The organism is Paraburkholderia sp. J8-2, assembly GCF_905220195.1.
Classification (GTDB): Bacteria; Pseudomonadota; Gammaproteobacteria; order Burkholderiales; family Burkholderiaceae; genus Paraburkholderia.
This window is the reverse complement of record NZ_CAJMZA010000003.1, coordinates 153,036-171,526: the sequence shown is the minus strand read 5'-3', so window position 1 is coordinate 171,526 and position 18,491 is coordinate 153,036. Positions and strand designations below refer to the sequence as shown.

Below are 18,491 nucleotides of genomic sequence, written 5' to 3'. Positions count from 1 at the left end.
ATGGTTGAAGGGCGGGCCCGCCCGGAAGCGGCGGACCCGCGTGGGCGATCAGAGGCCGCTGACCGTCTTGACCGTCACCCACTGGCCGTTCTTCACCTGATACACGGTAGACGAACCGTTCTTGAGCGAGCCATTCGGGTTGAACTCGATATGGCCGGTAATGCCGTCGAAGCTGATGCTTTGCAGCTTCGGGCGATAGTCGTCCGGCTTCGTCGAATTCGCCGCCTGCATCGCCTTGATAGCGGCCCAGGCCGCGTCGTAGCCGAACGGCGCGTACGAGAGCACGTCCACGCCATACTTCTGCTTGAAGCGGTCGGCGAACTTCGCGCCGACCGGCGTGCTGTCGAGCGGACGGCCATATTCCCACGCCATGGCGCCTTCCGACACGTCGCCCGCGAGCTTCACGAAGTCCACATCCTTCACGCCGCCGCCGCCCACGTACTGCGCCTTGATGCCGAGCTGGGCCATCTGCTTCATGATGCCGGCCGCCTGCGGATTGAGGGCGCCGACGAAAATCAGATCGGGGTTTTTGCTCTTGATGTTCGTGAGCTGCGTCTTGAAGTCCGTCGCCTGGTTCGTCGTGTACTCGCGGTCGACGATGTCGCCGCCGTGCGCTTTCACGGCCTTCACGAATTCGTCCGCTTCGCCCTGGCCGAAGGCCGTGCGGTCGTCGATCACGGCGATGCGCTTGGCCTTGGTCGTCGTGACCGCATAGGCGCCCGCGGTGCCTGCGTTTTGCGCGTCGCTCGAAATCACCATGAAGATGTTCTTGAAGCCGCGGCCGCTGATGACCGGGTTCGTGGCGGCCGGATCGATGTCGGGCAGGCCCGCCTTTTCGTACAGCTCGGAAGCGGGAATGGTCGTGCCCGAGTTGAAGTGGCCGACAACGACCGAAACGCCTTCATCCACGAGCTTTTGCGCGACTTGCACGCCCACGCGCGGGTCTGCCTGATCGTCTTCGGCGACAAGCTCGAACGAGACGGGCTGGCCGTTGATTTTGACGCCTTGTGCCTTGGCGTCGTCGAGGGCCATTTTCACGCCGTTTTCCAGGTCTTTGCCGTAACTGGCGTTCGGCCCGGTGAGCGGCGCGGCAAAGCCGATTTTGACAACGGTATCCGCGCGCGAGGCGAGCGGTGCAACAGCGAGAAGTGCTCCAACGGCAACTGCGATAGGGGTAAGAGTCTTCGCAAAACGCATGTTATTTCCTTTGTCGGCAAGCATGGGTTCACTGCTGTGGCGTGCATACCGGCCGGGCTCCCCCGCTTTTCGCGCCTTGCGCGGTCGGGGCGGCGGCCGATTCACGACTCTCTTGTTCGCGTCGACTACGGGTTGGGCTCCTCCAGAAAGGCGTGGTATCGATCGAACCGCCCCGCACGACGAGCGCCGGGGCGAAACGCTGAAAGCGACTATAGGAAGCCAATATCGCTTCGTCTTGACCATTCGCGACGGTTTCCATGCGCATTTCTGCACAGCCGGTCAAATCGGGGCAATCAGGACAAATACGCCTGCCTGCGCGAAATAAGGCGTAATAGAAATGTAATCGTCATGCGCGCCGGGTCGGGTAGAGTCCCGCCATCACGCGTAATGCAGCACATCAATGACATCACGCCTGTCACGCCGGGAATTCATCAAACTGACGATCGCGCTCGGCACGAGCGCCGCGACGCTCGAAGCGAGCCCCGCCGCTTTGGCGAGCGCCCAGCCTTGCCGCCTCACGCCGGAGCAGGAAGTCGGCCCCTATTGGATCGACGGAGATCTTGTGCGCACGGACGTCCGGGAGGGCAAGCCGGGTGTGCCGTTGACGCTCGACATCGTGCTCACCGACGCAAGAACGTGCGCGCCGCTCGTGGGCGCCGCGGTCGACATATGGCAATGCGACGCAATGGGCGCTTACTCGGGCTACACGAAAATGGCGCTCTCGCCGCCGCCCGATTTCGATCCGAAGGCACCCGGCCGCCCACCCGCGGACTGGCGCGCCGGTCCGCCACCCGCGCCGCGGCCCACTGACCGCGAGACCTTTCTGCGCGGCATTCAGCATACCGATCGCGCGGGCGTTGTCACGTTCCAGACTATCGTGCCGGGCAACTATCCTGGGCGCACCAATCACGTTCATTTCAAGGTCCGCACGGCAAGCGCGTCGCATGTTTCGCATGTCGGCCAGGTGTTCTTTCCCGAGCCGCTGATGGTGTCGTTGATGCAACTCGATCCGTATCGCGAGCACGCGATCCAGCGCACCACGCAGGGTGAAGACCCGGTTTTCGTCAACCAGTCCGGCGCAGCGATGATCGCTAGTGCGAGCCCATTTGCCTTTGAGAGTCGCGTCAATGGTTTTCGCGCACGCGTGAATGCCGTGGTCGATCCCGACGCCCAGCCGCAGGCGGTCGAACCGTTTCCGGGGCCGCCGCCGGGCTGAATGCCCGGGCGCGCTCATCCCGTAACGACGGCTTCGAACTCCTTCCGATACCGCCGCACGAGCGCCGATGCGGTTTCGCGCAATGCGTCGCAATCGCTCGCCAGCGCATGGGCAACCGCATCGGCCAGGTTCCCCGGGTGTACAACGCCGGGGATGCCCGCTGCTTCCCATGTCTGCACGTAAGCCACATGCTTGCTTCGGCCAAAAGAATAATCAGGATGACTGATATTGACGCGCGGAAGCGCATAGGCCATCGCAACGATACGACCGTGCAGGCTGCTGCCGCAATAAATCCGGCTACCAGCGATCAACGCGCAAATGTCCCAGACGTTCAGCGAAGCGAACACGCGAACGTGAGCGGCGCGCAGCCGAACCGCAAGCCGCTCATACACTTCCAGGTCATCGTGCCAGGGAGCGGCGCCTGCGCGAAATAGCACAACACCCAGGTTGTGCGCCTGCGCCACGCGTCCGAGCTGGGCGGCTAGCGTATCGAGCGTTGCATCGTCGCCGAAGTCGGCGCTGAATTGCACGGCGGCATAGCCGCGCGGGAGCGCTTCGCGTAGCGCGAGGTTTGCGGCGTGCCGGCGTATCGTCGCGCCGAACAAAACAGCCGTCATCGTGGCAGGGTCAGGTATCAGGCGGGCACCTTCGATGCCCCGTTGCGCGAGCAACGCCTGAGTTCGAGAGTCGCGCACGCTCACCGTGTCAGCGGATTGCAGCGCGGCGAGCACGTCGGCGCCCAACTGCGCGTAGCGTGCCTCGAGATCGACACCGCCTACTGCGTTGAACGAGAGATGATCCACGCGCACGCCGGGCAACGCCAACTTTGAAAGTGCGTACGGCGCGAGTGACGCCACGCCAACATGCCTTTGCGTCCACGCGCGAGCGTCGCGCAGCCATTCGCCTTCAGCGGCAATGAGCGCTGGCACGCGTTGCGGCGGCGCGAGCATCACAGCGGCTTCCCACGCATTGCAGGTCAGCAGCTCGCCGCCCGCGTGAATCACGTTCACGGCGCGGCCGCGCGCAAATGCGGCGACACGCGAGAGCGCGACGGTGTGCGGGCCGCCATCTCCATGCGGGTCTCGCGCGGCGAGCCCGGCGAACAGCCGTTCGCGCCGAGGCAGCATGCGCGCCACCACCTGCGCGATCAGCAGATCGCCGAAGTTGTGCCGGTCGAACGCGCCGAAGATCACCGTGGGTGTGGCAGCCATGAGGGCCTCGTACGTGCGTCTGTCCAATGATCGCCAAGAGCATGCTTTTCCATCTATACGGTGCCATAGCATAAAGCGGCGTGAAAGGAAGTTGCGGCGTGCCGCCCACGCCACCGACATAAGGAAGCCTTAAGCATTCCCGGGGGACACTGTCGGCCTTGCCGACGTGGTTTCCATCGTATGAGAACGGTCTACTCCGAACTGAAGAGCGCGCGCCTGCGCCCTACGTCCAGCCGCGTGGCCGTGCTGAAGGTGTTTCATGATGCGCCGCACGAGCATCTGACCGCCGACCAGGTCTTTCGCCGCATTGCAAAAGACGTGGAGCAATGCAGTCTCGCGAGCGTGTATCGCGCGCTTGCCCAGCTGATGGAATCGTCCCTGCTCCACAGCACGTGGGTTGGCGAAACGCGCGTGGTGTACGAGCTTGGGCGTGGTGCGCCGCACGCGCACCTCGTGTGCGAGAGCTGCAAGACCGTGGTCGACATCGACGAGCCCACGCTGCAGGAGCAGCACGCCGCCATTGCCGCGGCGCAGCGCTTTCGCTATACACATTCGAGCCTCGTCGTTTTCGGGCTCTGCGCCCAGTGTGCCGCGACTACATCGTGAACTGGCGCGTTACCGGCGCCAGGCTCAGAGCGTAACGACGATCTTTCCGAACGGCTCGTTCGATTTCAGATAGCAGTGCGCCAGGGCGATTTGCTCGAAGGAAAACGTCGTGGCAATCACGGGCGTCAGTGCGCCCGCTTCCACGCCGTCCAGAATAAACGCTTTGGTGCGATCCAACCAATCAGGATTGCCAATTACCTCGTGTACGAGGTAGCCGCATATCCGCCGCTTGCGCGCAACGAACTTGTCCAGCGCGTGAAGGCCGCGGCGCGCGGTCGCCCCGTGACGGTCGAAGCGATGACCGAGGCCATTGCGGCGGCCGCCGTTGCGGGAGAGTGCCCCCTCACCTGAAGCTCGACAAGCATCGGCGCAGCCTCGCGCTGCACGGGCTCGTCGCGCAGCGGTTGCGGGGTAATCCGGAGCTAGCTGGGGCTCGATGAAAAACACTGGGTGAGTGCCTATGTGCGGTCGCGCACATACGCAAGCGGACGCCGTTTGAGTTTCGTGCCGCCCGTGCTTTAAATGATCTGACGAGACGAGCGTCGATGCCGTGTGGCAAGGCAACAAGATTGCAAAGGGAGTCACAGCACCATTCGTTCCAGGAATGTGCACGCTCATTCGCCGCCGCTCTGATAAAGAAGGTGAGGCTAGTGCGCGAGGTGACACCTGCGCGACAGCTAACCGCCTGCTTGAAGAAGGTTCATTTCACATTCGAGGCGGAAATGGCTAATCAAAATTCTCCGTTCCATCCCATCATCTACGTCAGAGGCTATGCCATGACGCAGGGGGACATCGACCAAACCGCGGCCGACCCGTTTTGCGGTTACAACGTCGGCTCCACGATATATCGTGCGGTGTCGGATTCAAACAGTGCGCCACGACGGTTCGTATTCGAATCGCCGGTAGTGCGGTTGACAGCGGATTTTCAGTACGGCACCGTCTACTCAGATGGCTACGATATTGTGGACCCCGACTGGATGCCAAACCGCGTTCGAGGTCTACCGCCACGATGCATAGTGATATTTCGCTACTACGATGACGCGTCCCAACTGCTGGGAACAGGCGTAGTACCCAGCATAGAAACATCGGCGAAACAGCTCGCGGAGCTTATTCGGAAGGTTAGGGAGAAGCTACTGGAGTCCGGCGGGGTGGCCAATATCAATGACTTCAGATGCTACCTTGTCGCTCACTCGATGGGTGGACTCGTTTGCCGCGCATTTTTGCAAAACGATCCAGATGACATAAACGACGATCCGCGGCGCCATGTCGCCAAGTTCTTCACCTATGCGACACCACACAACGGCATCGACCTACTCGGATTAAACGTACCACGGTGGCTTTCGAAGGACGACATAAACAATTTCAACCGCGAGAGAATGGCGGAATACCTCAATGTGAAAAGTGCTTACGCAGCGACAGGACGCGTCGACTGGCTCCCTTCCGGAAGTATCAACCCTGACAACGTGTTTTGTATGGTCGGCACCAATCGTACGGACTATGAGGTCGCGATGGGGGCTTCGCGGACTTTCGCTGGCCATGGAAGCGACGGTCTTGTGCGTATCGAGAACGCTACCCTGCGCAGCTTGAATGCCAAAGGCGAGCCAGGCAGGCCCTGCGCCAAAGCCTTCACTTACCGGTCACATTCAGGAAATTTCGGAATTGTGAATGGGGAGGAATCCTATCAAAATCTGACAAGATTTCTTTTCGGTGATTTTCGTGTTGATATCTGGGCGGATATAACAAATCTTCAATTGCCGTCCGACGTTGTCGCAACGAACAAGCCGGTCAAGGCGCTTTATCAGTTTGAACTGCTTGCGTCGCCTCGCGGGAAACCGTGGTATCTCACGAGGCGAGTGGCCGAGGAGGATTCGGTTGCCTGCCTGACGCACGAAGAATGGCTGAACTCGGGCGGGAATACCTCTGTTTACCTGTCTACAGTATTCCTTGCAAATCTCGCCAAACTGAACCCGAACGACCCGACGTTAGCCTATTCTGTGACCGTCGGCATCAAGGTTCCTGACTACGAAGTCGATGGCCGCATGTGGCTGGCTCAGCATTTCGAGGGCGGATATCTATTCCGCAAGACACTGATCCTCCACATAGTGCCGCCAACCGCAGTCACTTCGGGTTGGACAGTTCAATACGAGTGGGCAGCAGAACCGACGATGTCCGGCGGTACCGTTCCAATACCGCCGCTCGTGCCGAATTCGACGAGCCAAGTGACGATCCCGTTTTCAAATCCGGCCAAACCTGGTGTCTCCGGTAATATCCGTTTCGTCCTGAGTCTATGGAACATAGACAGGCAGCAAGAGAAGTAGGTGTTGCAATGGCCGATTCTGTGCGTAGTTCCTTCGCAGTCCTGCTAAAGCTTGGCGAAGATTGTCGCGTCAACGAGCGAAAGCAGCCATCCGGCCGCGGTCAAATCGGTGCTTTTGATTGTCAGGGCTCTTTGCTTTCTTTGCCTGGCAAGTCGTATGTTCTGGCTATCGAAGTCTTATTCTCGGGCTTCCGGCCTGACGAATCCCTGTGTACGGATTCAGGACCGTAGCGCCCCAATCGGCAGCCGATTCTGGCCGACTAATGCGCGACACGGTGCGCACGGCGACACGAACTGGCCACGTAGTTTTGCGCCAGGGCACGCCGCGCTCAGAGGAAGTTCCTGATCAGCATCGTCACCCACCGCCAGGCACCGCCGCAGCCGGCGGCCCGGCAGCGCGCATCGGGATCCGCCAGAAGGCGGCTATTGGCGTCGCTCACCGAACCTGAGTTGCGCAGGTAGTACGCCACGCTGTCCTGCAAGGGATCGAGCCCGTCCTCAGGGATATCGATCCACAGGCCGTTTTCGGTATTCAAGCGGGCCGATAGCGAATCGAAATTAAAGCTGCCGAGGTAGTAGCGATGGCTGTCGATGAGGACCAGCTTGGCGTGCATCATGCGGCTGTCACGGTCGGAATACTCGCGCACCTCGATCCCGGCATTCACCAAGCCGGGCAGATCGTCGGCATAGGCGCGACCGACTGCGGGGAATTCCTGCGTGATGCTCGCCAGCGAGGCGCTCACCAGGATCACGTGGACACCTTCGCGCTGCTTGCGCTCAAGCGCCTCGCGCAGTTCCGGCACCAGGATCAGGTAGGGGTTGATGATCAGAATCTCGCGCTGCGCCATATCGAACGCTTGCAGCATGTCCTGCAGCGTGCCTGGCGAGCGCTTGTCGGGCCAGTCGTGGACATAGCGCAGGCGCTCGCAGGCGATCGGCATCCAGGCAGGATCAAAATCCGCCCCGGAAGCGGGCGCGGCGGCGGGATCATCGGGCGTATCGGAAGCCGTTGGTGTATCGGTAGCGGCCAGGTCCGTCGCCTGGGCTGCACCGTCGAGCGGTGCCAGCAGCCATTCGCGCCAATAGTGGATGCGCGCCGGGTCCAGCGTCGCGTAACCCTGCGAGGTGCGATAAGGACTGGCGATTTCGAGGAATTTTTCCGGCTCGGGGCGAACCGCTTCCGGGCTATCCCAGAACAAGGCGAAATGCTGATACATGGCGTGCAGGGACGAAGTGTCCTGGCCGGCATTGCCCGACACGATCAGATCGCGCTCGCTGAGCCAGTTGCGGAAGCTCGCATCCCAGATCGAGGTACTGCCGATCACTGCCGTGTCGCCAACCAGGAACAGCTTGTCGTGCATGCGATGCGAAATCTCGATGAGATCTGATCGTGGATGGAAGATGCGCAGTTCGATGCCGGGAGCCACCTCGTGCAGGGCGACGATGAGCTCGTTCTCGAACGCGAAGTGCGGCTCGGGGCCGATGCCGTCGATCAGCAGCTTGACCGACACGCCGCGGCGCGCGGCCTCGACCAGATGACGCAACAGCAGGCCACCGGTCTGATCGATTTCGAAGATGTAGGCGAGAACGCGGATCGGCTCGGTCGGCGTGGCACGGTCGACCAGCGCGATTCGCGACTGCATCAACTGACCGTCGTCAAGACTGGCGACCAGGTCGACACATTGCGCGTGGCCGTGCAGAGAAGTGGCAAGCACGCATGCCGGAATGAGCGCCAGGCTTCTTCTTGCGGTCATGATGTGGCGAACTGGTTCGATGTGTCTCGCGAATCTGGCTGCACTTGAAGCACTCAGTGGACAGGACGTCAACGCAGTTGAAAAATGGCTTTCCAGAAGGTCCGATTGTCGCCGATCTGTGAGCACTGTTCCAACGACCGCACACAGCCGGTTTCGCCCGCTGAGCTATGGCGCCGCAAATATGCCGTTGATTGACTGCGGTCTGGAACGGTCCGCCCGGAGGGGGGCGGGCAACGCACTTCGTGATTGGTTGCTCATCAATGAAGGCAGACAAACAGCTGCGACTTCAGGTAAATGCCGGCTGGCTTTTGACGCTCGGGCGTTCGCGCATTCTCGCGTACCAGGCGAGAAGGAATTCGCACTCTGCGGGCACCGGCAGCTTCACGATCGACGCAAAGACCAGGCCGCCGATGACGGTGATGTCGGCCATCGAGAACGCATCCCCGGCAACAAACGGCTGCTTTCTCAGGACGTCATTGAAGTACCGCATGCCCCTCAGGGCTTTGTCGCGCTGACGAAACCCCCATTCGGCGTTTTGATAGCGCTCGACTTCGGGCCCAAGTCCAGGCGTGGCGTGGTGGAAATAGACACTGATGGCGTCGAGTAACTCCAGTTCGGCGCGCTTGCTCATCATGTGGATCACGCCCTTCTCGAGCGGTGTTTTGCCGGTCAGCGTGGGTGCACCATCGAGCGTATCGAGGTATTCGGTAATCGCGGTGCATTCGGCGATGCAGGTTCCGTCATTGAGTTCGAGGACCGGCAGCGTGCCTGAGTAGTTCTTCCCTGAGATGAATTCGGGCCGTTTGTGCTCCCCTCTGTAGAGATCGACCATGACGAACTCGACACACGATTGCAGATTCTTTTCGGCCAAAGCGATACGCACGCGTGTTGGGTAGGGTCCGGTGGGGAAATCGTAAATCGTCATGATCGGGAGTTTGGTTGAATCGGAATGAACGATGCCTGATGTCATGCTTACCTCTGCGGGTGGCGGGTACTCAAGATCGAAGGAAATGGGGGAGTATGCCCAGTTGCCCTACCTAACGTTCGTTAGGTTTACCATAAGGGGTATAATTCGCGATGTCAACAGTCACCCCAGTTTGCGGAGGCGGTCGTAGTGAAGAACGATTCAGGTTTGAGCTCGAGGGAACGAATCCTGGTGGCCGCCACAAAGATTGCGCAAGCGCACGGCTACAACGGCCTGAATTTTCGTGATCTTGCTGAAGCTGTCGGTATCAAGGCTGCGAGCATCTACCATCACTTCGCAAGCAAGTCCGATCTCGGAGCAGCGGTGGCGAGGCGCTATTGGGAGGACTCGCAAGCCACGCTGAATGCACTTTTGGCGGAATCCGCAGACCCGGTCGACTGTCTGCGCCGCTACCCAGAAACGTTTCGCAAGGCGCTGAAGAGCGGCAATCGCATCTGCCTCTGCAGTTTCATGGCTGCCGAATCTGATGACTTGCCGGAAGCGGTGACGAAAGAGGTCCGAGCCTTTGCAGATGTGAATGTTGCGTGGTTGAGCAAGGTGTTATCCGCCACGGCCATTGCCAGCGCCGAGGAGCGCGAGGGACGCGCGCAAGCGATCTTCGCAGCCGTCGCCGGCGCTCAACTCATCGCCAGAAGTCGCGGGGATATCGCCGTCTATGACGGGTTAATTGAAAGCTACCGTATTGCTGGTCTTTTGCCGGCATAGCAGTAGAAAAAAGTCGATATGGCGCCTGGTGGCCTCCAAGGCGCAGGGGCCGGATGGGCGAAGCGGGCGATATCGTCGCAGCGGTGCTATTTCCGCCGACTGACGATTCGCGATATATGTTGGGAGCGGCGCAGGTGGCCGACGGCAGCGTCGCGCTGCTCTTATGTCCTGGCCCACGAGCCCCTATTGGTGATCGCACATGTACAGCTATCAAATCGAACAGTCTGATCTGCCGCCGGCCTCGCAGTTGAGTTCGTCGTACGGCCGCGCCGATTTCGCGGACGCGTTCTCCGTGGATCTGCCAGAAAGAGCATGCTACGACGTAGAGGCGCTGGCACGACACGTCTTTGCCAACCAGCCCGCATGGATTGCGATGCTGCTGGGAATCCGGGACACGCTCGTGCGGCCTCTCGGCTTGAAGACAACCGTTGACTTCAAGGAGAAAGGAGGGGACAGGATCAGCCTGTTTCACGTATTCGAACGATCGGATAACGAGATCGTTCTCGGCGAGGATGACACGCATCTGGATTTCCGCGTGTCGGTCCTCGTGCAGCCGTCATCGCACAGTCGATCCCGCCTCACAGTGACGACGCTCGTTTTCTACAATCGTCCGCTGGGCCGAGCCTACATTACGCTCATCGCACCTTTTCATCGGGCAGTCGTCCGAGCCTCGCTTCATCGAGCGCAGCAGCTAGGTTGGCCCAATGCATAACAGTGGTCCGCGATGCTTTCGCCGCATCCGGCACCGACTGCCGTCGCTGTTGATTTGGACTGCTTGAATTCCGAAGTATCGAAGAGGGCATCAACGGCCCAAACATGCGTAACCGACGTTTGAGCGACCCCCGCCATTCAGCCATGCAAGACTTACCGGCTGCTTTGCGAATTAGACCGGCCTTCGGCTTTTCGTTTGCACGAATAACATACTCCAGACCGGTTGCGTGTCCTGTTTGAAGCGGCTGTTATTTGTCTGGCCAGCTCCGGGGAGGAAGGCCGCACACCAGCTCATTTCGAGCAAATCCTGATGGAAGTTTTCGAATGCCAGTCCACGCGCATGAAGCACATTACTCAGGTCGCACGGCAATTCGCAGGCCGCTCAATAAGCGCCTCCCTCACGTGCATGCAGCCTGCCAGGCACCTTCATCCTGTTCGATGCCGGCATTCAGCGGGGATGGGACCAAAGACCTATGGATTGGATGACGTGCTTGTGCCAAGCTGGATTCTGGCGTCCTCCGAGTGCAGGTTTGACGCTCTGTCGGCAACCCTTCGAGGATTGCGAAAAGCCTGGAGTTGACTGCAACCAACACGCTTTCAAGAACGTCAACAAGCGCTCAAGGAAGACATGGTCATGCATACGATTGCTCGACTATCGAGCGTCCTGCCGTGGCTATCTTTGGCATCTGCGGCAGCAGCTCAGCAACCGATCTTCTATCCCTCCGTTTCTCAATGAAGTCACCAGCGACGGCACAGTTACCTTGCGCGTTACCGCCTGGCACCTGATTTCAATCGCAGAAGACAACGGATCGAATTTGGAACCGCACTAGACTCTCCGATACAAAAAGCGAGTTGCAATGGAGTCGGTGCATTGGTGGGTTGTTAATTTGAATTGGAGTACGTCATGTCAAAAATTGTACCAGCGCTGACCGCGATTTCCGGATTGGCGATCCTCGTGGCATGCACGACTGATGGTTCCATGAGCAACAGCGCCGCGCCGACATCAACCGCGGCTCAAACGTCGGACGCCGTGCCGCAGATGCAGGGCAACAGCGCGACACGTGTCCTGGATGCGGACTCCCGGGCGGCTTTGTCTAGCCTCGCCTCAACCCACCCAAAGATGGACTCCCTGGCGCACAAGGCGAAAGCAGTTTTGATATTTCCGAGTGTGGTAAGGGCAGGATTTCTTGCCGGCGTTTCGCATGGAAGCGGCGAATTAATCGAGAGTGGCAAGGTCACGGGGTATTACGCTACGACCTCGGTGTCTTACGGCTTCCAGGCAGGCGCACAGCAATACGCGTACGTCATGCTTTTCATGACCGATGCCGCACTGAATAGCCTGAAGACAAGCGGTGAATTCGAGGTCGGTGTTGGACCAACGGTAGTCGTGGTCGATGAGGGAACCGCCAAGAATCTCAACACCGAGACAGCGAAGTCGGACGTCTATGCAATGATTTTCAATCAGCAAGGCTTGATGGCCGGAACAGCGCTACGCGGAACCAAGATTTCTCGTGTCAGTCCGTGACAGATTGGCAGGCGAAGAGTTCGCCAAGATCGTTGGTCAGCATGCGGGGAGGCACGGCGTTGATCAGGTGCTTGAATATCGGACCAAAGTCCGATTGTGCTTCACCCCGGTGGTGTGCAGACTTGACCAAAGGTGGCCACGGCGGCGTGTGGACTCGCAATCCGCTGACAACCGGCAAGAGCGAGCCGGCGCCAATTTCCGCACCGCTCGCGACCTGTTGACCCCCGCTCCCGTTGACATGAACGCGGACCTCGGCGCCTCAAAGCTGGAGGCCTGCCGTAGAGAGATCTACTCGTTTGGAATTCGTAAGGAATCGTAGCGGATCGAATCAAACCCGGATTGCCTGCTCGCAGTGCTGTGCAAACGTATTATCTGCGAAAACGTCGGAATGTCATCGCCCGAACAAAACGTCGATTGTCAGGTTCAAGCGATCTATCGACGGTATGAATTTCGCGGTGCCGCAAGTTGTGAGTCCAAATATTGATTCGTATTACGAAGTATGTGGACGAAGGGGCCACAATGACTCACGGGAAACTCGTGGCCTGTCACGAATGCGATCTCCTGCAGCGCGAGGTGGCCGTGCCGGAGGGGGGCGCCTTGCGCTGCAAGCGTTGCCGGGCCCAGCTGTACCGCGAGGTTCCCAACAGCCTCGACCGCGCGCTCGCGTTTTCTCTTGCCGCCGTTGTGCTTTTCGCGGTTTCGAACGTGTACCCGATAGTCGGTCTGTCGGTGAGCGGGACGGTCGTTGAGACAACGTTGCTGGGCTCAGTGAACGTGCTGTACCACGACGGAAAATGGCCAATTGCGGGCCTCGTGTTTGCGACCACGGTCCTGATGCCGATTTTGCAGACCGTGAGCATGCTGTGGCTACTGATACCCTTGAAGTTTGACCGTGCGCCGTGGGGCGGCCCAGCCATATTCCGGTTGTGCCACCTTTGCCAGCCGTGGGGAATGACCGAAGTGCTGATCCTCGGCTTGCTGGTCGCGCTCGTGAAGCTGTCTGCGATCGCAGGCGTGGTCGTGGGTCCGGCGCTGTGGTCGTTCGGAACCCTGATGTTCGTACTGGCGGCGGCTGGCTCGGCTTTCGATACGCGCAACCTGTGGTCGCGCGTCGCCGTCGTCGAGCACAGGAACGCGGAGCCGGATCTCGACGAAGCGCCGCTGCAAGGGGCGGTGACTGCGGCTCGGTGTGGTCTCGCCCTCTGTCACGACTGCGGACTGCTCGCGCGCGCACGGGTCGACGCCCACACGCTCCATTGTCCGCGCTGTGGCGCTGCGATGCACCTGCGCAAGCCTGCAAGCCTGTCGCGCACATGGGCCTACCTGATCGCTGCGATGGTGATGTACATCCCGGCGAACGTACTGCCCGTGATGTACACGAACTCGCTCTTCGGGACCGAGAACGACACGATCCTGTCCGGTGTTGTCTACCTGTGGACATCGGGGTCGTGGCCGCTTGCTATCGTTGTGTTCATCGCGAGCATCGCTGTGCCAATGCTCAAGATCCTGGCGCTTGTCTACCTGACGATCTCCACACAGATGCACTCGCGCTGGTACGCCGCCGAGCGCACACGGATCTACAGGATGGTCGAGTTCGTGGGGCGCTGGTCGATGCTCGACATCTACGTGATCACGATGCTTGTCGCGCTCGTGCAGTTCCAGGCGCTTGCGACGATTCAGGCCGGTAATGCGGCAATCGCATTCGGTGCTGTTGTGGTGCTCACGATGTTTGCGGCGATGGCGTTCGATCCACGTCTGATCTGGGACGAAGTGGAGTGAGATCATGCCCGGGCCGGAGAAAAAGCCTGATTTTCCCAACGCGGATGCGGCGCCGCGGTCGCGCTGGCGTCTGCAGGTCGTATGGCTCGTCCCCATACTCGCGGTCCTGATTGGCGGGTGGCTTGCCGTCAAGGCAGTGATCGAAAAGGGCCCGGCGATTACGATCAGCTTCATTACGGCAGATGGTCTCGAAGCGGGAAAAACGAAGATCAAGTTCAAGAACGTCGACATTGGACTCATTAAGACCGTCACGCTCACGCCCGACCACGAGCGTATTGTCGCGACCGCCGACATCAATAAGAACGCGACTGACATGCTGGTCGACAGCACGCGTTTCTGGGTGGTGCGCCCCCGCATATCGGGCGGAACGGTGTCCGGAATCGGGACACTCCTGTCCGGCTCTTACGTTGAAATGGACGTCGGGAAATCGAAAAAAGGGCGTCGCGACTTCGTCGGCCTGGAGGTGCCGCCCGCGATCGCGAGTAATGCGCCGGGGAGCGAATTCATCCTCAAAAGCACGAATATGGGATCGCTCGACGTCGGTACACCGGTTTATTTCCGGCGGCTGCAGGTCGGGCAGATATCCGGCTTCAAGCTCGACCCTGATGGACACGGTGTGACGCTGCGGGTTTTCATCAACGCGCCGTACGACAAGTTTGTTCTTTCGGACACGCGCTTCTGGCATGCGAGCGGTGTCGACGTGGCAGTCAGCTCGAGCGGCATCCAGGTCAATACGCAGTCGCTCGTGTCGATCATGATTGGCGGCGTGGCATTCGAGTCGCCGCCGAGCGCGCTCGATGGGCCCGCCGCTGCGAACGAATCGACCTTCACGCTGTTTCCGGATCGGGCTGATGCGATGAAGGCGCACTATCATATCGTCGTGAAGTACGTTGCCGACTTCACTGAGTCGGTCAGGGGATTGATCGTGGGGGCGCCGGTAGACTTCCGCGGCATTGTCGTGGGCGAAGTGACAGCGATCTATACACGTTTTGATCCCAAGACCGAGAAGTTCAGCATTCCGGTGGAAATAGATCTCTATCCGGAACTGTTCACGTCCCGCTATGAGACGAACGGGGGGGGCCGCGTGAGCAACGATCCGCACGCACTGGCAGATCGCCTCGTTGCGAAGGGACTGCGTCTTCAGCTTAGAACGGGCAATTTGCTGACCGGGCAGCTCTACATGGCCGCCGACTTCTTCCCGGACGCGCCAAAAGCCACCGTCGACTGGACGTCATCGCCACCGACACTTCCAACGATCCCCGGCAACCTGCAGAGGTTGCAGGAGAACATCACGCAACTCGTGGCGAAGCTAAACACGATCCCAATGCAAGCGATTGGCAACAACACGCGAGCGACACTGGCGAGCGCGAAGACGCTGCTCGACGATCTCGACACCATGATCGTCCCGCAGGCCCAGGGCACGCTCGCCGCGGCGCACACCGCGCTCGACTCCGCCAACAACGCATTGCAGCCGGATTCCGCCCTTCAGCAGAACGCGACGGACATGATTCAGGAGCTATCGCGCACAGCTACGGCCTTCCGCACGCTCGCCGATTATCTGGAGCGGCATCCGGAGGCTTTGATTCGCGGCAAGCAGCAGGAGCACCGCCCGTGACACGCGCACCAGCATCCCTCATTGTCGCCTTGTTGGCCATCTTGCTGGGCGGCTGCAGCAGTTCGCCGGTGTCCAGTTTCTACCGGTTGAAGCCGGACGCGACTCTCACCGTCTTGAGCACTGCGGTGCCGCTCTTTGTTGTGGTCAACCCGGTCACGATTCCGGCGCTGGTTGACCGACCGCAGATCGTCATCAGTCTCGCCGACAACCAGGTGTGGCCTGACGAGTTTCAACGCTGGGCGGAGCCGCTCAAAGGCAACATCCAGCGGACGATCGCCGCAGACCTCGCGGTGCTGCTTGGCTCTGAGCATGTGAGCGTGTATGCATCGGATTCGGGTGGCTTGCCTGCGTGGCGCGTGCGCGTCGACATCATGCAGTTCGATTCGGTGCTGTCGGGCATGGCAACTGTCGATGCTCAGTGGACAATCTGGTCTCCTGGTAATGCGGCGCCCATCGTCGGGCACACGGTCGCGCGCGAGCCTGTGCGAGGGCCGGCTTACGACGCGCTTGTCGCCGCCCATGATCGTGCGTTGGGCTTAGTCAGCCGGGACGTTGCAGCGGCAATCCTGAAGAACCTGCCGGCGTCAGGCAGCAGTGCTCACAATTGATACACGGCGCCGCATTGGATCGAGGCCGCTGCTTGCCCTGGCATGAACGCTGTGCCAACTCAGATTACGGCAGGGTATGAAGGACGCTGAACATGAAACCCTCAAAGAAGGCATGGCGACTTCAGGGGATTGACCCGAGCAGGAGTCTGAGAGCCCCCCGCGCTGCTGCCGTCGCCGGCATCCTGTTTTCTGTCTTACTGATTACCGGCCTTCTGCTGTTGCGGCGTTCTGTTCCGGTTGGTCCCATGGAAGCGGGCCAGTGGCTTCGAGAAAGTTCAGGTCAGGTGGCTGTTGCGCTCAACATGGTGCCGTTTGCTGGCATTGCCTTTCTCTGGTTCATTGGCGTGCTGCGGGATCGCCTCGGCGATCGCGAGGATCGCTTCTTTGCTACGGTGTTCATGGGGAGCGGCCTCCTGTTCCTGGCCATGCTGTTCGCCGCTGCCGCGTTCGTCGGTGGAATTGTGGCCACGTATCGCATCGGGTTCGATCGGCTTCCCGGCTCGGCCACGTTCACTGTCGCGCGCGAGTTTGCCAACGAAACCATGAATATTTACGCGGTCCGAATGGCCGCAGTATTTACGGCGAGCACCAGTACACTTGCCCTTCGCACTGGCTTTGTTTCGCGCTGGATTGCGTTTGCTGGATACGCCACCGCGTTCGCGCTGCTCGTTGCCGGCCACTATATCGATTGGATCGTGCTTGTTTTCCCGATCTGGATTCTCCTTCTCAGTCTCCACATCCTGGTCGACAATTTCGGCGTATCACAGAAGGTCGGCGCAAGTGGTCCTGACACGAAGGTCGACGATTGATTTGTTGATCCGCCGGAACACTCGCGGTGGACTTCGGCAACTGACCCGGGCGCATGGAATGGCCGAACTGTAGCCGAAGGCAGCGTGGTGAAGGGAGCCTGGGAAGGGTCACACTCTCCGCTTCCGGCTCTGCGCTTCCTCTAGCAGGGTGGCAGGATGCGCGAGATCGATATCGGCAGTACTGCTTATAAAGAGAGGTTGTGGAATTGATCGGCGGCGGCCAGATCGGCTCGCCGAGCAAACGTAATCTGTCCTCTTACGATCGTATGAATCAGTTCGATGACCACCCTATGCCACCGGAAATTGCCAGTCTTCTGTTCGCTAACCTCCTGCACCGGTCGCTTCATTGGCCTTCGTTGACCATACGACCTAAACTCCTTTAGGGGCCGGCGTGCGTTTTGGCAGAGTCTTTGGAGACCGCCATGAAGATGGTTTTGCTAGTGGTTTGCTTAATGATCAGTTCAAGCGCATTTGCAGAGTGCGCGACGAATTCGCGTGGCGAAACCGCCTGTGGCAACGGGGCAACAGCGGGCGGCTACAACCGGAGCACAGGCACCGCCTGGACATCCCAAACCAACCAGAACGGTGTCCGGACGACCCAAACCAATCGTGGTGGCGAGGCGAAGACGGAAAACGGAAAAGGCGTGGTGCGCGGGCCCGGTGGCAAGACCTGTTATCGGACAGCGAACAGCCACGGTTGTAACTGACAGCACTTGTCTCATCAATGAGTGCACAGGGGGTACTTCTACCTTGACTCGCACGGCGCCAAGGCGCCAACCCATCGGCAGCGACGAATCACTTCAACTTCACACCTCACGCATCGCGCGTACATCTGCCTTTGTCCTCAACAAACCTGGAGCGGCCGATGAGGAACAAAAATTCCGCTATGGGTGTGAAAGACTACATGCTTCGCTATGCGCGCGAGTTGGCCGACTCTGGTCGATACGCCGACTGGCGAGCGATTGAAGAGCCACTGCGGCACAGGTACGGCGTTGAGCAGGCTGACCGCCTGCTCAACGATGCCTCACTCCGAGGCGAACTCGACCAGCGCTGTCAATGTGCAGCACATACCGGCGATGGCGTCCAGCAGATCCGGCATTGAAGTGCGTGACGCCCGGTGCGCTCACTCTCGCTGAATTTGCCGACAACAGATACCCACCCACGTACCAATCGCGCGGCGATGTGCTACTGGACGCGCGTCCGAAGCTTTCGATTGTGTGTGCGTTCGGCACAGCGTCCTCGCCGCGAATGGCCGAGGCGTGCGAAGCGGGCTATCAGACCAAAGTCTCATTGTTTTTGCCCTGGACGGCTAGCAGACTTGTCGAGGACGGGCGCCCTGACCATGCGGCGACGAACCATGGGCGACGCCGGCGGCTCTTTCGAGCACGCCACATGAGCAAGAATTCCGCCAGCGCATAAAAGGCATTCTGGTCCTTGCGCAACTCATTGGGGC

Annotated in this window: 17 protein-coding genes; 12 read left to right on the top strand and 5 right to left on the bottom strand. The window is 59.9% G+C overall.

Going from position 1 to position 18,491, the window contains the following annotated elements:
• Positions 1-48: 48 nt before the first annotated feature.
• The gene (locus U5A52_RS09630; RefSeq protein ID WP_321908198.1) at positions 49-1,197 is read right to left on the bottom strand and encodes a branched-chain amino acid ABC transporter substrate-binding protein; all 1,149 of its coding nucleotides are present in this window, start codon (positions 1,195-1,197) and stop codon (positions 49-51) included.
• Between the two features lie 400 nt (positions 1,198-1,597).
• Between U5A52_RS09630 and U5A52_RS09625 the strand changes: the two genes are divergently transcribed.
• Positions 1,598-2,413 (top strand): intradiol ring-cleavage dioxygenase, encoded by an 816-nt coding sequence (locus U5A52_RS09625; protein ID WP_321934615.1) that lies wholly within the window; start codon positions 1,598-1,600, stop codon positions 2,411-2,413.
• A gap of 14 nt (positions 2,414-2,427) precedes the next feature.
• Here U5A52_RS09625 and U5A52_RS09620 read toward each other — a convergent pair whose 3' ends face one another.
• Complete coding sequence (locus U5A52_RS09620) at positions 2,428-3,624, bottom strand: polysaccharide pyruvyl transferase family protein (RefSeq protein ID WP_321934614.1); 1,197 nt, start codon at positions 3,622-3,624, stop codon at positions 2,428-2,430.
• Between the two features lie 180 nt (positions 3,625-3,804).
• Here U5A52_RS09620 and U5A52_RS09615 point away from each other — a divergent pair, with 180 nt between their 5' ends.
• The gene (locus tag U5A52_RS09615; protein ID WP_321908204.1) at positions 3,805-4,230 is read left to right on the top strand and encodes a Fur family transcriptional regulator; all 426 of its coding nucleotides are present in this window, start codon (positions 3,805-3,807) and stop codon (positions 4,228-4,230) included.
• Between the two features lie 24 nt (positions 4,231-4,254).
• On the opposite strand, the gene U5A52_RS09610 is transcribed toward U5A52_RS09615, so the two are convergent.
• Positions 4,255-4,677, bottom strand: a complete 423-nt coding sequence (locus U5A52_RS09610) for a zinc-binding dehydrogenase (protein ID WP_321934613.1) — start codon at positions 4,675-4,677, stop codon at positions 4,255-4,257.
• Positions 4,678-4,919: 242 nt separating this feature from the next.
• Between U5A52_RS09610 and U5A52_RS09605 the strand changes: the two genes are divergently transcribed.
• Positions 4,920-6,548, top strand: coding sequence for a hypothetical protein (locus U5A52_RS09605; RefSeq protein ID WP_321934612.1), 1,629 nt, complete (start codon positions 4,920-4,922; stop codon positions 6,546-6,548).
• A 328-nt stretch (positions 6,549-6,876) separates the two neighbouring features.
• Here U5A52_RS09605 and U5A52_RS09600 read toward each other — a convergent pair whose 3' ends face one another.
• On the bottom strand, positions 6,877-8,301 hold the full coding sequence (locus U5A52_RS09600) for a phosphatidylserine/phosphatidylglycerophosphate/cardiolipin synthase family protein (protein WP_321934611.1): 1,425 nt from the start codon (positions 8,299-8,301) through the stop codon (positions 6,877-6,879).
• Between the two features lie 286 nt (positions 8,302-8,587).
• On the bottom strand, positions 8,588-9,271 hold the full coding sequence (locus U5A52_RS09595; RefSeq protein WP_321934610.1) for a glutathione S-transferase: 684 nt from the start codon (positions 9,269-9,271) through the stop codon (positions 8,588-8,590).
• A gap of 144 nt (positions 9,272-9,415) precedes the next feature.
• Between U5A52_RS09595 and U5A52_RS09590 the strand changes: the two genes are divergently transcribed.
• The 9 genes from U5A52_RS09590 to U5A52_RS09550 all read left to right on the top strand — a co-directional run bounded on the left by U5A52_RS09590 (position 9,416) and on the right by U5A52_RS09550 (position 18,140).
• A complete protein-coding gene (locus U5A52_RS09590) occupies positions 9,416-9,991 on the top strand; it encodes a TetR/AcrR family transcriptional regulator (protein WP_321934609.1) in 576 nt (191 codons plus the stop codon).
• Positions 9,992-10,190: 199 nt separating this feature from the next.
• A complete protein-coding gene (locus U5A52_RS09585) occupies positions 10,191-10,703 on the top strand; it encodes a DUF2867 domain-containing protein (protein WP_321934608.1) in 513 nt (170 codons plus the stop codon).
• 903 nt (positions 10,704-11,606) lie between these two features.
• Positions 11,607-12,227 (top strand): lipid-binding SYLF domain-containing protein, encoded by a 621-nt coding sequence (locus U5A52_RS09580; RefSeq protein WP_321908212.1) that lies wholly within the window; start codon positions 11,607-11,609, stop codon positions 12,225-12,227.
• 519 nt (positions 12,228-12,746) lie between these two features.
• Positions 12,747-14,006 carry a paraquat-inducible protein A gene (locus U5A52_RS09575; protein WP_321908213.1) on the top strand — a complete coding sequence of 420 codons (1,260 nt, stop codon included), beginning with the start codon at positions 12,747-12,749 and terminating at the stop codon, positions 14,004-14,006.
• Positions 14,007-14,010: 4 nt separating this feature from the next.
• A complete protein-coding gene (locus U5A52_RS09570; protein WP_321934607.1) occupies positions 14,011-15,621 on the top strand; it encodes an intermembrane transport protein PqiB in 1,611 nt (536 codons plus the stop codon).
• Positions 15,618-16,229, top strand: coding sequence for a PqiC family protein (locus U5A52_RS09565; RefSeq protein WP_321934606.1), 612 nt, complete (start codon positions 15,618-15,620; stop codon positions 16,227-16,229). The genes U5A52_RS09570 and U5A52_RS09565 overlap by 4 nt, the downstream gene beginning before the upstream one ends.
• Positions 16,230-16,321: 92 nt before the next feature.
• Positions 16,322-17,038, top strand: coding sequence for a hypothetical protein (locus tag U5A52_RS09560; RefSeq protein ID WP_321934605.1), 717 nt, complete (start codon positions 16,322-16,324; stop codon positions 17,036-17,038).
• Positions 17,039-17,460: 422 nt separating this feature from the next.
• A complete protein-coding gene (locus U5A52_RS09555) occupies positions 17,461-17,745 on the top strand; it encodes a hypothetical protein (protein ID WP_321908218.1) in 285 nt (94 codons plus the stop codon).
• A gap of 158 nt (positions 17,746-17,903) precedes the next feature.
• Complete coding sequence (locus U5A52_RS09550) at positions 17,904-18,140, top strand: hypothetical protein (RefSeq protein ID WP_321908219.1); 237 nt, start codon at positions 17,904-17,906, stop codon at positions 18,138-18,140.
• Positions 18,141-18,491: the final 351 nt, after the last annotated feature.

Coding starts and splice junctions, on each gene's coding strand:
- U5A52_RS09630 (WP_321908198.1), bottom strand. CDS start 1,197: ATGCGTTTTGCGAAGACTCTTACCCCTATCGCAGTTGCCGTTGGAGCA.
- U5A52_RS09625 (WP_321934615.1), top strand. CDS start 1,598: ATGACATCACGCCTGTCACGCCGGGAATTCATCAAACTGACGATCGCG.
- U5A52_RS09620 (WP_321934614.1), bottom strand. CDS start 3,624: ATGGCTGCCACACCCACGGTGATCTTCGGCGCGTTCGACCGGCACAAC.
- U5A52_RS09615 (WP_321908204.1), top strand. CDS start 3,805: ATGAGAACGGTCTACTCCGAACTGAAGAGCGCGCGCCTGCGCCCTACG.
- U5A52_RS09600 (WP_321934611.1), bottom strand. CDS start 8,301: ATGACCGCAAGAAGAAGCCTGGCGCTCATTCCGGCATGCGTGCTTGCC.
- U5A52_RS09595 (WP_321934610.1), bottom strand. CDS start 9,271: ATGACATCAGGCATCGTTCATTCCGATTCAACCAAACTCCCGATCATG.
- U5A52_RS09585 (WP_321934608.1), top strand. CDS start 10,191: ATGTACAGCTATCAAATCGAACAGTCTGATCTGCCGCCGGCCTCGCAG.
- U5A52_RS09580 (WP_321908212.1), top strand. CDS start 11,607: ATGTCAAAAATTGTACCAGCGCTGACCGCGATTTCCGGATTGGCGATC.
- U5A52_RS09575 (WP_321908213.1), top strand. CDS start 12,747: ATGACTCACGGGAAACTCGTGGCCTGTCACGAATGCGATCTCCTGCAG.
- U5A52_RS09570 (WP_321934607.1), top strand. CDS start 14,011: ATGCCCGGGCCGGAGAAAAAGCCTGATTTTCCCAACGCGGATGCGGCG.
- U5A52_RS09560 (WP_321934605.1), top strand. CDS start 16,322: ATGAAACCCTCAAAGAAGGCATGGCGACTTCAGGGGATTGACCCGAGC.
- U5A52_RS09555 (WP_321908218.1), top strand. CDS start 17,461: ATGAAGATGGTTTTGCTAGTGGTTTGCTTAATGATCAGTTCAAGCGCA.
- U5A52_RS09550 (WP_321908219.1), top strand. CDS start 17,904: ATGAGGAACAAAAATTCCGCTATGGGTGTGAAAGACTACATGCTTCGC.